Origin of the sequence: Streptomyces sp. BBFR51 (assembly GCF_044591655.1) — a bacterium.
GTDB lineage: Bacteria > Actinomycetota > Actinomycetes > Streptomycetales > Streptomycetaceae > Streptomyces.
In genome coordinates, this window is sequence record NZ_CP172448.1 from 4,364,432 (window position 1) to 4,378,782 (window position 14,351).

At 69.7% G+C, this 14,351-nt stretch carries 10 protein-coding genes; 4 read left to right on the top strand and 6 right to left on the bottom strand.

The window, feature by feature from the left end; translation table 11 throughout:
- The first annotated feature begins 137 nt into the window (after positions 1-137).
- The 3 genes from ACGH7X_RS19890 (at position 138) to ACGH7X_RS19900 (ending at position 2,890) form a co-directional block, all read left to right on the top strand.
- A complete protein-coding gene (locus tag ACGH7X_RS19890) occupies positions 138-608 on the top strand; it encodes an SseB family protein (protein ID WP_064728881.1) in 471 nt (156 codons plus the stop codon).
- 111 nt (positions 609-719) lie between these two features.
- Positions 720-1,697, top strand: coding sequence for a pirin family protein (locus ACGH7X_RS19895; protein ID WP_399886734.1), 978 nt, complete (start codon positions 720-722; stop codon positions 1,695-1,697).
- 101 nt (positions 1,698-1,798) lie between these two features.
- Entirely contained in the window at positions 1,799-2,890 is a 1,092-nt protein-coding gene (locus ACGH7X_RS19900) for an AI-2E family transporter (RefSeq protein WP_399886735.1), read from the top strand.
- Here ACGH7X_RS19900 and ACGH7X_RS19905 read toward each other — a convergent pair.
- Positions 2,815-4,986: a SpoIIE family protein phosphatase gene (locus tag ACGH7X_RS19905; RefSeq protein WP_399886736.1), complete on the bottom strand. Its 2,172-nt coding sequence runs from the start codon at positions 4,984-4,986 to the stop codon at positions 2,815-2,817. The two genes, ACGH7X_RS19900 and ACGH7X_RS19905, sit on opposite strands and share 76 nt — an antisense overlap.
- 198 nt (positions 4,987-5,184) lie before the next feature.
- Between ACGH7X_RS19905 and aspS the strand changes: the two genes are divergently transcribed.
- On the top strand, positions 5,185-6,948 hold the full coding sequence (aspS, locus tag ACGH7X_RS19910; protein ID WP_399886737.1) for an aspartate--tRNA ligase: 1,764 nt from the start codon (positions 5,185-5,187) through the stop codon (positions 6,946-6,948).
- Between the two features lie 155 nt (positions 6,949-7,103).
- Here aspS and ACGH7X_RS19915 read toward each other — a convergent pair whose 3' ends face one another.
- From ACGH7X_RS19915 to ACGH7X_RS19935, 5 genes are all read right to left on the bottom strand, one after another.
- Positions 7,104-7,469, bottom strand: coding sequence for a PH domain-containing protein (locus tag ACGH7X_RS19915; RefSeq protein ID WP_399886738.1), 366 nt, complete (start codon positions 7,467-7,469; stop codon positions 7,104-7,106).
- 180 nt (positions 7,470-7,649) lie between these two features.
- On the bottom strand, positions 7,650-10,337 hold the full coding sequence (locus ACGH7X_RS19920; protein WP_399886739.1) for an ATP-binding protein: 2,688 nt from the start codon (positions 10,335-10,337) through the stop codon (positions 7,650-7,652).
- 9 nt (positions 10,338-10,346) lie between these two features.
- Positions 10,347-10,859 (bottom strand): hypothetical protein, encoded by a 513-nt coding sequence (locus tag ACGH7X_RS19925; RefSeq protein ID WP_399886740.1) that lies wholly within the window; start codon positions 10,857-10,859, stop codon positions 10,347-10,349.
- Between the two features lie 169 nt (positions 10,860-11,028).
- The gene (gene metG, locus ACGH7X_RS19930) at positions 11,029-12,645 is read right to left on the bottom strand and encodes a methionine--tRNA ligase (protein WP_399886741.1); all 1,617 of its coding nucleotides are present in this window, start codon (positions 12,643-12,645) and stop codon (positions 11,029-11,031) included.
- Positions 12,646-12,760: 115 nt separating this feature from the next.
- Positions 12,761-14,284, bottom strand: coding sequence for a VWA domain-containing protein (locus tag ACGH7X_RS19935; RefSeq protein ID WP_399886742.1), 1,524 nt, complete (start codon positions 14,282-14,284; stop codon positions 12,761-12,763).
- Positions 14,285-14,351: the final 67 nt, after the last annotated feature.

Sequence of the window (14,351 nt, forward strand, 5' to 3'; positions counted from 1 at the left end):
CGAGGCACTGACTCCTCGCATCTGTACACATACCAACTACACATACCAAGTAGTAGCTCCGATGATGCTACCCGTCGGTAATAAGAAGCAACCCCGAGCCGGACATCTGTGACCCGTCACTCGCTACTCTTTGCGGCATGTACGGCTACGACCAGACCGCGGGTCCTCAGCAGCAGCAGTACGCTCCGCCGCCGCAGCAACCGATGGGCGGCGGATACGGGCAGCAGCCGCCGCTGTACCCCGAGCCGTCCCCGCCCTCGCTCGCGGACGCGGTGCGCGCCTTCACCACCGGGCAGATGTCCGCCGAGGACTTCCAGCAGATCTTCGCGACCTCGAAGGTGTACTGCCCGCGCGGCGACAACCCCGGCTTCCTCGCGCTGCACAACACCCAGCAGCCGGTGATCCCCATGTTCACCGGCCTGAAGGAACTGCGCCGGTACGCGGGCAAGGAGTCGAAGTACTTCGTGATCACCGGCGCAGAGGTGATCGACCTGCTGCCGACCGGCTACGGCTTCGTCCTGGACATGGAGGGTGAGCACCGGATGGTGTTCGACGCGAAGGCCGTCGAACAAATGGTCGATTTCGCGATGCGCCGGATGTACGGCTGACCCGTTGCCACCACTGCGAGCCCGGAGGGAATGCCCTCCGGGCTTTCTCGGTTTGAGGTGGCAAGAAGTTCAACGCTCAACTAAAGTGGGCGTACCCGAGGAGGTACCGACATGCCTGCAGTGACCGTCGAGAACCCGTTGACGCTGCCCCGCGTATCCGCGTCCGCCGACGCCGTCGCACGTCCCGTGCTCACCGTCACGACCGCCCCCAGCGGTTTCGAGGGCGAGGGCTTCCCGGTGCGCCGCGCGTTCGCCGGGATCAACTACCGCCATCTCGACCCGTTCATCATGATGGACCAGATGGGTGAGGTGGAGTACGCGCCCGGCGAGCCCAAGGGCACGCCCTGGCACCCGCACCGCGGCTTCGAGACCGTCACCTACATCGTCGACGGGATCTTCGACCACCAGGACTCCAACGGCGGTGGCGGCACCATCACCAACGGCGACACCCAGTGGATGACGGCCGGCTCCGGACTGCTGCACATCGAGGCGCCGCCGGAGCAGCTGGTGATGTCGGGCGGGCTGTTCCACGGCCTCCAGCTGTGGGTGAACCTGCCGGCCAGGGACAAGATGATGGCCCCCAGGTACCAGGACATCCGCAGCGGCTCCGTCCAGCTGCTCACCTCCCCCGACGGCGGCGCGCTGCTGCGCGTCATCGCCGGTGAGCTGGACGGCCACGAGGGCCCCGGGATCACGCACACGCCGATCACGATGGTCCACGCGACGCTGGCGCCGGGCGCCGAGATCACCCTGCCCTGGCGGGAGGACTTCAACGGCCTGGCGTACGTGATGGCCGGGCGCGGTTCCGTGGGTGCCGAGCGGCGTCCGGTTCGCCTGGGGCAGACGGCGGTCTTCGGGGCCGGGGGTTCGCTGACCGTCCGCGCGGACGAGAAGCAGGACGCGCACACCCCCGACCTGGAGGTCGTGCTGCTCGGCGGGCAGCCCATCCGCGAGCCGATGGCCCACTACGGCCCGTTCGTGATGAACACGCGCGATGAGCTGCAGCAGGCCTTCGAGGACTTCCAGAAGGGCCGGCTGGGCACCGTCCCGGCGGTGCACGGCATGTCCGAGGCCGGGCCCGAGGCCTGACGGTCGTCGGGGGCGGGCGACCTCGCGTCGCGCCGGCACCGCGTCACCCGGGCGGGCGGTCCGTGCAGGACAGTCCGCCCGGCGCGTGATCGGCTGGGGGCGTGCAGCTCCTCCCCGGCCCGGTTCGGCGTTTCGCCGCCTGGTGCGCCGTCATCCTGCTCGCCAGCGGGGTCGTCTACGTCGCGATTCGTCTCTGCGTGGAGTTGCGCACCGCGGTGACACCGGCGCTGCTGGCGCTGCTCGGCACCGCCCTGCTCAGGCCGCTGCACGCGCGGCTGGTGAAGGCCCATGTGCAGCGGTCGCTGGCCGCCGGGCTGACCTGCGTCGCCGTGCTGGCCGTGGTCGGCGGGGCCGTGTACATCGTGGTGTCCGCGCTCGTCGAGACCGGTGACCAGATCATCACCTCGCTCCGGGACGCGGCGAAGGGGATCGCCGACCACTTCGGTGCCGCCGGGACCTCGCTGGACGACATCGCCTCCAACGCGCGCGAGCTGCTGGGCAAGTTCGGCGGTACGGCCGCCTCGGGCGTGGTGACGGGGATCAGTGTCGTCGCCGAGATGCTGGCCATGGCCGTGCTCGCCCTGCTGCTCGTCTTCTTCTTCCTGCGCGACTCCGACCGCGCCGTCGGCACCGTGCGCGCCATCGCCCCGCCCGGTGGCGCAGACATGGTCGAGGCCATGGCCCGGCGGGCGTTCGGGGCCGTCGAGGGCTTCATGCGGGGCACCACCCTGATCGCCCTCATCGACGCGGTCTGCATCACGGTCGGGCTGCTCGTCCTGCGCGTCCCCGGCGCGGTCGGGCTCGGGGCGCTGGTCTTCGTCGGCGCCTACGTGCCCTACCTCGGCGCGTTCCTCTCCGGTGCCGTCGCCGTGCTGGTGGCGCTGGCCGACCGGGGGTTCGTCATCGCGCTGTGGGCCCTCGGGGTGGTGCTGGCCGTGCAGGTGCTGGAGGGGCACGTGCTCCAGCCGATGATCCAGAGCCGGACCGTGCAGATGCATCCGGCCGTCGTCCTGCTGGCGCTCACCGCGGGGGCGTCGGTGGCGGGCATCCTGGGGATGCTCCTGGCCGTTCCCCTGACCGCGGCGGCGTTCGGGATCGTGCACGAGTTGCAGCGGCGTTACGCGGCTTCGGGGCCGTCGGGGCCGTCCGCGGGGCCGGGGCCGGGGTCGGCCCCCGGGACCGCGGACTCGTAGAGCTCGTACCAGATGCTCTTGCCCTTGCCGCGCGGGGCGACGCCCCACGCGTCCGCGAGCAGCTCGATCAGCATCAGGCCGCGTCCTGAGGACGCCATCTCGCCGGGCCGGCGCTTGTGCGGCAGGTCGTCGCCGTTGTCGGTGACCTCCACCCGGATCCGCCGTCCGCCCGGCTCCCCGGCGACCTCGGCGACGAGCAGGGCGTCGGTGTCGGTGTGGACCAGGACGTTCGTCAGCATCTCGGAGAGCAGCAGCACCGCCGCGTCCCGCTGCTCCTCGTCCGGCCAGTCGTGCAGCAGGTCGCGCAGATGCCGGCGGGCGGTGGCGATCCGTGCGGGCTCGGCCTGGGCGACCGACAGCATCGTGCGGCGCACCGGCGCCGCGGCCACGGTGCTGTCGCCGCAGCCGCAGCCCTCGCCCTGCCGGCACAGCAGCAACAGGGCGATGTCGTCCTCCCGGCGGTCGGACAGCGGGCCGACGGTGTGGTGCGAGGAGGGCCCGTGCACGGCCTGGACCAGCGCGTCGGCCAGCTCCTCCAGGCCGCCCTCGTGCTCCTCCAGGATCACGCGCAGTCGGTGCCAGCCGGTCTGCAGGTCGTGGCCGCCGGTCTCGACCAGGCCGTCCGTGCACAGCATCAGGGTGTCCCCGGGTTCCAGGGCGAGCCGCGTGGTCGGGTAGTCGGAGTCCGGGTCGATGCCCAGGGGCAGTCCGCCCGCGGTGGCGAGGATCAGCGCCGTGCCGTCCGCCATGCGCACGACCGGGTCCAGATGTCCGGCGCGGGCGCTCTCCACGGTGCCGGTGGCGGGGTCGACCTCGGCGTAGTAGCAGGTCGCGAAGCGCATGTCGCCGGGGTCGTCCGCGGACTGGGTGAGGCCGTGGAAGAAGTGCGAGGCGCGGGAGAGCACCGCGTCGGGGCGGTGGCCCTCCGACGCGTAGGCGCGCAGGGCGATGCGCAGTTGGCCCATCAGCCCGGCCGCCCGCACGTCGTGTCCCTGGACGTCGCCGATGACCAGGGCGAAGCGGCCCCCGGGCAGCGTGATCATGTCGTACCAGTCGCCGCCGACCTGGAGGCCGCCGCCGGTGGGGACATAGCGGGCGGCGACGTCCATGCCGGGGATCTCCGGGCCGAGCACGGGCAGCATGGTGCGCTGGAGCCCGTCGGTCAGCTCCCGCTGGGTCTCGGCGGCGCCCGCCCGGGACAGGGCCTGCGCCAGCATCCGGGCCACCGTGGTCAGCACGGAACGCTCGTCCGGCGTGAACGCGACCGGGTAGGCGAAGGCGGCCAGCCAGGCGCCCATGGTGCGGCCGGCCACGGTGAGCGGCAGGTAGGCCCAGGAGCGGCGGCCGAAGCGCTCGGCGAGCGACCACGTCATGGGGTAGCGGGACCGGTACTGCTGAGGGGAGGAGAGGTAGACGGCACGGCCGGTGCGGACCACCTCGGCGGCCGGGTAGTCGGTGTTCAGGGACATGTCCACGAACGGGTTGGCCTCGTTCTCCGGCTGGCCGTGGTGGCCGATGACGGTGAGGTGGTCGCCCGAGACCCCGAAGACCGCGAGGCCGTCGGGGGAGAACCCCGGCATCGACAGCCCGGCCGCGACCCGCAGCACCTCCTCGGTGGACCGTGCCTCGGCCAGGGCCCGGCCGGCGTCCAGCAGGAAGGCCTCCCGCGAGCGGCGCCAGTCGCCGGTGACCGCGCTGCGCCCGGCGGGGGTGCCCGGCCTCGGCTCGGTGACCTCCTGGAGGGTGCCGGTCAGCTCGTACGCCTTGCGTACGGGGTCGAAGGAGGGCTTGGAGCGGCTGCGCACGACCCGGACGATGTGGCCGTGCTCGTCCATGATCCGGATCCGGACCTCGGCGAGTGTGCCCTCGGCGACGGCGAGTTGGACCACCCCGGTGATCTCGTTCCAGTCCACCGGGTGCAGCCGGGCCCGTACCTGGGCCTCGGTCAGGAGCGCCTGCCGCGCGGGCAGCCCGAGCAGGCGGGCGGCCTCCGCGTCGACCGTGACCTCCCCCGCGGCGGTGTCCCAGTGCCACACACCGGTCGCGAGGGCGGCAAGGACGTCCCCCACCTCGGGCAGGGGCTCACCAGTGCGCATTGACCCACTGTAAGAAGAGGTGATCGGACGCTGCCACCGGTCGCACCGGCGGCGACGGCGGGTCCGCGGCGGGTCCGTGCCGAGTCCGTGCCGAGTCCGTGCCGAGTCAATGGGGAGGAAGTCGGCCGTGGGTGCCCGGTACGCTGGGGGTGTTTCACGTGAAACACCCCCCGATCCGCGAAGGCTGGATGAACGACGATGCATCGGTACAGGTCCCACACCTGCGGCGAGCTCCGCTCCTCTGACGTCGGCACCGACGTCCGACTGAGTGGCTGGCTGCACAATCGGCGCGACCTGGGCGGCATCCTCTTCATCGATCTGCGCGATCACCACGGCATCACGCAGCTCGTCGCCCGGCCCGGTACCGAGGCGTACGAGGCGCTGGACAAGCTGACCAAGGAGTCGACCGTTCGGGTCGACGGCAAGGTCGTCTCCCGGGGCGCCGAGAACATCAACCCCGACCTGCCCACCGGCGAGGTCGAGGTCGAGGTGGGCGTGGTCGAGCTGCTCGGCGCCGCCCAGCCGCTGCCCTTCACCATCAACGCCGAGGACGGGGTCAACGAGGAGCGGCGGCTGGAGTACCGCTTCCTGGACCTGCGCCGCGAGCGCATGCACCGCAACATCATGCTGCGTACGTCGGTCATCTCCTCGATCCGCAGCAAGATGGTGGCCCTCGGCTTCAACGAGATGGCAACGCCCATCCTCACCGCCACCTCCCCCGAGGGCGCCCGCGACTTCGTGGTGCCCTCCCGCCTGCACGCGGGCCGCTTCTACGCCCTCCCCCAGGCGCCGCAGCAGTTCAAGCAGCTGCTGATGATCTCCGGCTTCGACCGGTACTTCCAGATCGCGCCCTGCTTCCGCGACGAGGACGCCCGCGCCGACCGCTCGCCCGGCGAGTTCTACCAGCTCGACGTCGAGATGAGCTTCGTCGAGCAGGAGGACGTCTTCCAGCCGGTGGAGCGGCTGATGACGGAGCTGTTCACGGAGTTCGGCAACGGCCGCGAGGTCACCTCCCCCTTCCCGCGGATCCCGTTCCGCGAGGCGATGCTGAAGTACGGCTCCGACAAGCCGGACCTGCGCGCCAAGCTGGAGCTCGTCGACATCACCGACGTCTTCGAGGGCTCGGAGTTCAAGGCCTTCGCCGGCAAGCACGTGCGTGCGCTGCCCGTCCCGGACGTCTCGGGCCAGCCCCGCAAGTTCTTCGACCAGCTCGGTGACTACGCCGTCTCGCAGGGCGCCAAGGGCCTGGCCTGGGTCCGCGTCGGCGAGGACGGTGCGCTCACCGGCCCGATCGCGAAGTTCCTCACCGAGGCGAACGTCGCGGAGCTGACCAAGCGCCTGTCCCTGGCCCCCGGCCACGCGGTGTTCTTCGGCGCGGGCGAGTTCGACGAGGTCTCCAAGATCATGGGCGCGGTGCGGGTCGAGGCCGCCCAGCGCGCCGGGCACTTCGAGGAGAACGTCTTCCGGTTCTGCTGGATCGTCGACTTCCCGATGTACGAGAAGGACGAGGAGACGGGGAAGATCGACTTCTCCCACAACCCCTTCTCGATGCCGCAGGGCGGCATGGACGCCCTGGAGAACCAGGACCCGCTGGACATCCTCGCCTGGCAGTACGACATCGTCTGCAACGGCGTCGAGCTGTCCTCCGGCGCGATCCGGAACCACGAGCCGGACATCATGCTCAAGGCCTTCGAGATCGCGGGCTACGACGCGGAGACCGTCGAGCGCGAGTTCGCCGGCATGCTGCGCGCGCTGCGCTTCGGCGCCCCGCCCCACGGTGGCATCGCCCCGGGCGTCGACCGCATCGTCATGCTGCTCGCCGACGAGCCCAACATCCGCGAGACGATCGCCTTCCCGCTCAACGGCAACGCCCAGGACCTGATGATGGGCGCCCCGACCGAGCTGGACGAGTCGCGTCTGCGGGAGCTTCACCTGACGGTGCGCAAGCCGCAGCCGAAGTAGTCCGCCGACGGCACGGCACAGGGCCCGGCACCGGATCGATCTCCGGTGCCGGGCCCTTGTGCGGCCGGAGCAGGGCGGTGCCGAGGGGCGGTCTCAGAACCCCGGGCAGGTGATCTGAACGACGCAGACCCGCTCGCTCCGCAGGACGACTCGCGTCAGCGGGCCACGAACTGGGTCAGGATCGCCTGGACCTCGTAGATGTCGACGCCCTTGGTGAAGGTCTTCTGGATGGGGGCCTGGGAGCCGGACAGCCAGATCTTCAGTTCGGCGTCGAGGTCGAAGTGACCGGCCGTCTCGACCGCGAAGTGCGTGATGCTGCGGTACGGGATCGAGTGGTACTCCGTCTTCTTGCCGGTCATGCCCTGCTTGTCGACCAGGATCAGCCGCCGGTCGGTGAACAGGATGGTGTCGCGGATCAGCAGGAACGCGGCGTGAACCTGCTCGCCGTGGCCCAGGAGCCTGGCGTAGTCCTGCTGAGCCTTGGTCGGGTCGACGGTGTGCGCGTTGCCGAACAGTGCCACGGATCGATTCCCCCCACGTGTAGCGGTGGTGGCCGGACATCGGACCACTTCGATGCGATCTTCGCAAAGCGAGGGGCGCGAGAACAGGGCCGTACCCTTCCGGGCCCGTGCTGTAGCCAGCGTGTTACGTGGTCGGCTCCTCGCGACGCGAGGAGGGCCTCACACCAACGAAACTCTCCGTCAACTGCTGGGCGGCCGACGGAAGTGGTAGCCGGGCACGGGACCGAGGCTCTCGTCGTCCACATCGATGCTGTCCGACCAGTCGCGCCGTTCAAGGGGGGCCAGTAGGGACTCCAGCGTGCAGGACCAGATCTCGCACAGGGTGCGGACGAACAGGCCGTACAGGTCGTCCGACATGCGCCACCAGTGCTTCTGCCAGGTGAGCGTGGCGTGGTCGCGGGCGAACTCGTACGCGGTGTCCCGGTGTGCGGTGGACGGAAACACCTCCGACAGTGGTGAGGTGAAGCCGTACTGAAGGATGAAGACGCAGTTGTCGGGGATCCGGACCTCCTCTCCTGACAGCGGATGGCTGAGTTCGGGCGGACGAGTCCGCCAAGTAAGGGGCCAGCCGAACCCCACGAAGATGTCGTTGCGCCGTCCTGCCCATTCGCGCACATCGGACAGGCGCAGCACACCCTGTGACGTCAGTGCGAAGGCGATGTCGTCGGCGAGCGGGTAGAGAGCACAGTGCAGGGTGTAGGCGAGTTCGAGCTGGAGTGAGTCGTCGAAGAGCCCGGCGTTGCGCAGTCGTTGCTCCTGGGTGCGCATCCACTGCTGCATCTGGTTCCGGCTGGCGACCAGCGCGGCCTTGTCCCGTGATGCCCGGCTGGGCTGTCCGGCGAGGTAACCCGAGAACGAGACCGAGGTGTCGGAGAGGAAACCGTTGACCGTGACCGTGCCCGGAAAATCACGTTGGCCCTGGTGCAGCATGCTGCTCCACAGCATGGCGATCCCGATGCGCTGCCCTTTGTCGTCGCGCACTTCCGTGGCTCTGCTGACGAAATCGTCGCGTATCCGGAGGCGGAACTTCTCTTCCCCGGCGCGTCCCTTGGCTGCCTGGGGCGGGTAGAGGCGGTCGAACACCTTGTCCGGTGACCCGGACGCCAGGGAGAACGGCGGGAGGATCTCGGGGGCGTCCGCGCTCGGTTCCCAAGTATGGATGGGGACCGCATTCTCCAGGACCAGACGCTGGGCGAGCTGGGCCAGCCGTTCGTCGTAGGTCCGGTTGAACAACCCCTTGAACGCGTAGGGGCTGATCCTGAGTTTGACCCGTACTGTCGTGCCTTCGGGCACCCAGCCCTGCCCGGTGGCGGGGGTGAGTAGGGGCCGGTGGGAGGGGCCGTCGAAGGTCAGGCGACGGGCGTCCGCGAGCGAGGCGTCGTAGCGGCGGGTGATCAGTTCCACCTGGTCGCCGAGCAGGAAGACAGAGAAGAAGCCGATACCGAAACGGCCGCTGGGCCGGAAGCCGCCGTCGGCCAGCCCTGGGAGCCGGGTGCGCACGCTCGTGGAACTCCAGCCGCTGGTGCCGAAGTCGAGCAGCCCGTGAGCCAACGTGTCCTCGTCCATGCCGGTGCCGTAATCACGCACCTCCAGGAACCAGTTTCCGTCGTTCTCGGCTAGACGGATCTCCACTCGCCCGAGCGGAAAGTCGGGCTGCAGCGTCTGCCGGGCCAGCACGGCGTCCTGGGCGTTCTGGATCAGCTCCCGCAGGGCGACCTCGGGCTCGTCCCCGTAGAGCTGCCGCCCGCCGAGCGTGCCGACCAGTGCGGGAATGTCGGAGACTTTGACGGTCGCGTCGATGGGGCGCCAGTCCTGCACGCGGAACAGTTCCGCGAAACGTTCCGGGGAGTCGACACCGGCGACGGCGCGCGCCGCGAGCCGGTCCCGGCCGAGGTCGTGCAGGAGGGCGTCGACGGCCTTCAGCTCGCGGTCGATGCCGCGCAGGTACTCCAGGGCCAGCCACCAGGCGGTGGCATCCTGCGGAGGGAAGGGACGCAGCGAGCTGTAGGTGACCCGGTCGCCCTTCCGGTAGGGGCGGCTGATGTGTTCCTGGAACCGCCAGTGCTCCCGGGAGGCACCACGCGGTCGCCGCAAGGAGAACAGGAAACCGGGTGCGCGCCGGCTGTCGACCTGGGTGGCGTCGGCGAGCCGCAGAATACAGGCCAGCTTGAGCGGCTCGATGATCCACTCGCTGGGCTGCCAGGGCAGGGACCCGATCGAGTGCCGGAACTCTCCGGCGAGGCGATCCACGGGCCACCAGTGACTGGCTGCCAGTTCGCCGATCAGCGGGCCGTACCACTCACGCAGCTGGGTTTCCTCGATGAGGAAGATCTCGTTCCCCGCGCTCGACCGCCAAGGCTGGTCAACCAGCCGCTTCGCCTGTTCCGCGTGGGTTTCGCGGATCGCGGTCGCAACGCAGGCCGCGGCGATTTCCGCAGGCGGGTCATCCAGCTCATCCCGGTCCGGCCAGCAGCCCTCTCGCTCGTAGTAGGCCAGCGACACGAGGTCGTGCCACCGCTGCTCACCCAGTGCCTCGGGCACGCTTGTCCCGTAGGCGGCCGCCCCCATCGCCGCGTCGTGCAGCACGAACGCGCAGCCCAGGACGTAGGCCTCGGCAGGATTCAGGGTGACCTCGTCGCCGCAGACGAGGTCGGCCATCTCCCACAATGCGTCCACGTGGCTGATGTCGTGCACGGTGAAGTCGGGCATGCTCCGGGCGTTCTCCTCGAGGAGGACACCCGCCTTGCTCCGCAACTCCGTGTACGACGTGCGCAGCCGCTCCCGTTGTCCGGTGTGCGGGTCGACGTCCGGGCGGGCGGCCAGGGTGTTCTGCCACAGGGTCGTGCTCGTGTGGACGTGCTCGGTCACGGGGGAAGGTCACCTCATCGCGGGCAGGAGGAACACGGCGGCGAGCGCCCACATGGTGAGCACCGACACGAGGATGAAGAGCACCACGTACGTTTCGTACCAGCGCAGGAAGTTGCCAGGACGGGGGCGCTTGCGGAAGCCGGGCCCGACGATCTCGTCGGTGATGTCGCACTCCTCGTTGCGGTAGTCGATCCAGGCGAGTGCTCCGACCACGATCAGCGTGCCGGTGAAAGCGGCAACCACCGTGGTCAGTGTTAGTAGCCCGATCACTCCGCCCCGGGCGGTGTCCGCCGTCAGCTCCCACTTGCGGTAACCGACGAAGAGCACGAGCGCCGCGGTGACGAGGGCGGTGGCCAGGGTCTGATAGATGGCGAGGAAGCGGTGCGCGTTTTCGTTCACGGCTTGGATCTGCTGTAGCAGATACCGGTAGCGCTCCAGCGCGAACTCCTTGCGGACCGTGGCGCTGTCCGTGGGCGCATCCGGCCGTGCCTGGTCCGGCCGCGCCTGTCCCGATTCCCCCATTGCCCCCACCCGTAGGCCCGCCGTCCACTGACCTATACCCACCCGGCGCCAGTTCACCCGATGGGCGACACGAGGAGGCCACGTCGGGCGAACCGGGGAAGGTGCAGGCGCTCAACGCAGAGGTCCGGGAACACGGTGTACCCGGACCTCTGGACGTGCGGCGTACGCCCTATGCGGTCGGCTTCTCCTCGAGACGTGGGAAGAGCACCGCGCCCTTGGTGACCGTCGCGCCGGCGGGCAGCCGGCCCCAGTCGGCCGCGTCCTGGACCCTCTGGTCCGCGAGGGCTCCGAGGGAGGCCTCGGCTCCGAGGGAGTTCCAGAGCTTCTGGGAGGTGTCCGGCATGATCGGGTTCAGGAGGACCGCCATGGCGCGGAGGGATTCCGCGGCCGTGTAGAGGATCGTCGCCAGGCGGGCCCTGCCCTCGGGAGAGTCGTCCTTGGCGACCTTCCAGGGCTCCTGCTCGGTGATGTAGCCGTTGACCTGCTTGACGAAGTCGAAGACCGCGAGGATGCCGCCCTGGAAGTCCAGCTCCTCGCCGATCTTCCCATCGGCCTCCGTGACGGCCCTGGTCAGGCCGGAGTGGATCGCCTTCTCCGCGTCCCCGTCGGCCGTCGAGGCCGGCAGCTCGCCGCCGAAGTACTTGTTGACCATGGCGGCGACGCGGGAGGCGAGGTTGCCGTAGTCGTTGGCCAGCTCGCTGGTGTAGCGGGCGGAGAAGTCCTCCCAGGAGAAGCTGCCGTCCTGGCCGAACGCGATCGCGCGCAGGAAGTACCAGCGGTACGCGTCCACGCCGAAGTGCGAGGTCAGGTCCTGCGGCTTGATGCCGGTCAGGTTGGACTTCGACATCTTCTCGCCGCCGACCATCAGCCAGCCGTTGGCGGCGATCTTTCCGGGCAGGGGCAGGCCCTGTGCCATCAGCATCGCCGGCCAGATGATCGCGTGGAAGCGGAGGATGTCCTTGCCCACCAGGTGGACGTCGGCCGGGAACGTCGACTCGAACTTCTCCGGGTTCTCGTTGTAGCCGACCGCCGTGGCGTAGTTCAGCAGGGCGTCGATCCACACGTAGATGACGTGCTTGTCGTCCCAGGGGACCGGCACGCCCCAGTCGAAGGTCGAGCGGGAGATGGAGAGGTCCTGGAGGCCCTGGCGGACGAAATTCACGACCTCGTTGCGCGCGGACTCGGGCTGGATGAAGCCCGGGTTGGCCTCGTAGTGGGCGAGCAGCTGCTCGCTGTACTCGCTCAGCTTGAAGAAGTAGTTCTCCTCGCTGAGGAGTTCCACCGGCTTCTTGTGGATCGGGCACAGCTTCTGGCCCGCGTACTCGCCCTCGCCGTCGAGCAGCTCGCCGGGGAGCTTGTACTCCTCGCAGCCCACGCAGTACGGGCCCTCGTATCCGCCCTTGTAGATCTCGCCCTTGTCGTACAGGTCCTGCACGAACTCCTGGACGCGGTCGGTGTGCCGCTTCTGCGTGGTGCGGATGAAGTCGTCGTTCGCGATCTCCAGGTGCTCCCACAGGGGCTTCCAGGCCTCGGTGACGAGCTTGTCGGCCCAGGCCTGCGGGGTGACCCCGTTCGCCTCGGCCGTGCGCATGATCTTCTGACCGTGCTCGTCCGTGCCGGTGAGGTACCACACCTTCTCGCCGCGCTGGCGGTGCCAGCGGGTGAGCACGTCGCCTGCGACGGTCGTATAGGCGTGGCCCAGGTGAGGAGCGTCGTTGACGTAGTAGATGGGGGTCGAGACGTAGTACGCCTTCGCCCCCTGCTTCTCGTTTCCAGTGGCCGCCATGGTCGAAATCCTACTGGGCTCGTGGAGATCGACTCACATGCGTTTCGGGGGGTGGACGGAGAGGTTCCCCTTCGTCCACCCCCCGAGGGGTTCGTGCGTGCGGCCGCGGTGCCGGCTACGGGCGCCAGGTGGCCAGTACGCCCTCGTACAGCTCCTTGTCGGTGAGCTCCTTGGGGGTCTCGCCGGCGAGGAAGTGGGACGCGTTGGCCGTCTTGAGCTTGCGGAGGTAGTCGAAGGCCTTGTTCTCCGGGTCACCGAAGGCGACGAAGGAGAAGTGGACGTTCGGGTGGTTCGCCGCCGCGTCCGTGAGGGACTGGGTGGCGGGGGTCTTGGCGTCGGGGGCGCCGTCGGTCTGGAAGACCACCAGGGCGGGGGTGCCGGGGGCCGCCTCCTTGGCGTGGTGGGCGAGGACGGCCTCGACGGCGGCGTGGTAGCTGGTGCGGCCCATGCGGCCGAGCGCTGCGTGCAGCTCGTCGATCTTGTTCTCGTGGTCGGTGAGGGTGAGGTCGCCGGTGCCGTCCACTTCGGTGGAGAAGAAGGTGACGTGGACCGTAGCCTCGGGGTCCAGGTGCGCCGCGAGGGCGAGGGTCTGCTCGGCGAGGGCCTGGGCGGAGCCGTCCTTGTAGTACGGGCGCATGGAGGCGGAGCGGTCGAGGACGAGGTGGACCTTGGCGCGGGCGCCGGTGAGGTCGTGCGTCTTGAGGGCGGTGGCGGCGGCCTTGTAGGCGGTGGTGAGGCCGGGGGCGCGGGAGCGGAGCGTTGTGGGGGTTGTCGCCGGTTTTGACGCCTCGGCTTCGCCTTCGGCGTCCGTGTTCCCACCCGCACCGCCCGTGCTGGTTTCGTTGTCGGGTGCGGGTGGCCCCTGTGGGGGCTCGGCGCCGTCGGCGGCTGCGGCTGCGGCTGCCGGGGCGGGGGCGGGTTCGGGTTCGAGGGCGGGGGTGGCGGCCGGTTCAGGCTTCGCCTCAGGCTTCGCCTCCGGCTCAGCCTCCGCTTCGGCCTCCGGCTTCGCCTCGGCCTCCGGCTTCGTTCCGGCCTCCGGCTTCGTTCCGGCCTCCGGCTTCGTTCCGGCCTCCGGCTTCGCCTCGGCCTCCCGCTTCGGCTTCGGCTGAGCCTCTGGATCCGGATCCGGTGTGGCCTCCGGTTCTGGGTCCGGTTCCGGCTTGGCCTCGTGTACCGGCTCGGGCTCGGGCTCTGGTTCGGGCTTCGCCTTGGTCTCCGGCTCCGGGGCCGTGGCCTCCGGCTTCGAGGGTGTGGCTTCCGGCTCCGGGGTTGACTCCGGCTTCAGCGTTGCCTTCGGCTCCGAGGTTGGGTCCGGGGACTCCGTTGCCTTCGGCTCCGAGGTTGGGTCCGGGGACTCCGTTGGCTTCGGGACCGTGACGTTGGCGAAGGCGGCCCTGACGAGGTCGTGCTCGTTGGGGGCGGGGTCGGTGGGGGTCTCCGAGCGGGGCTCGGGGACCTGTGTGGCCTCCGGCTGCTCCGGGGCCTCGGTCGGCTCCGGGGGTGCGGTGGGCTGGGACGGGAGCTTCGGCTCCGGCGCGGTGACCGGCGGTGCCGTGTCCTGCGTCGCACCCTCCGCCTGGGCGGTCCGTTCTTTGCGTGACCGGCCGAACGCGTTCCGCAGGAGAGTGAGAATGCCCATGTGCGCAACCCTTCGGGTGAGTTGATGCCGTCAATCCCTGGCCAGGACGGACACGTAAGGTTAGCGG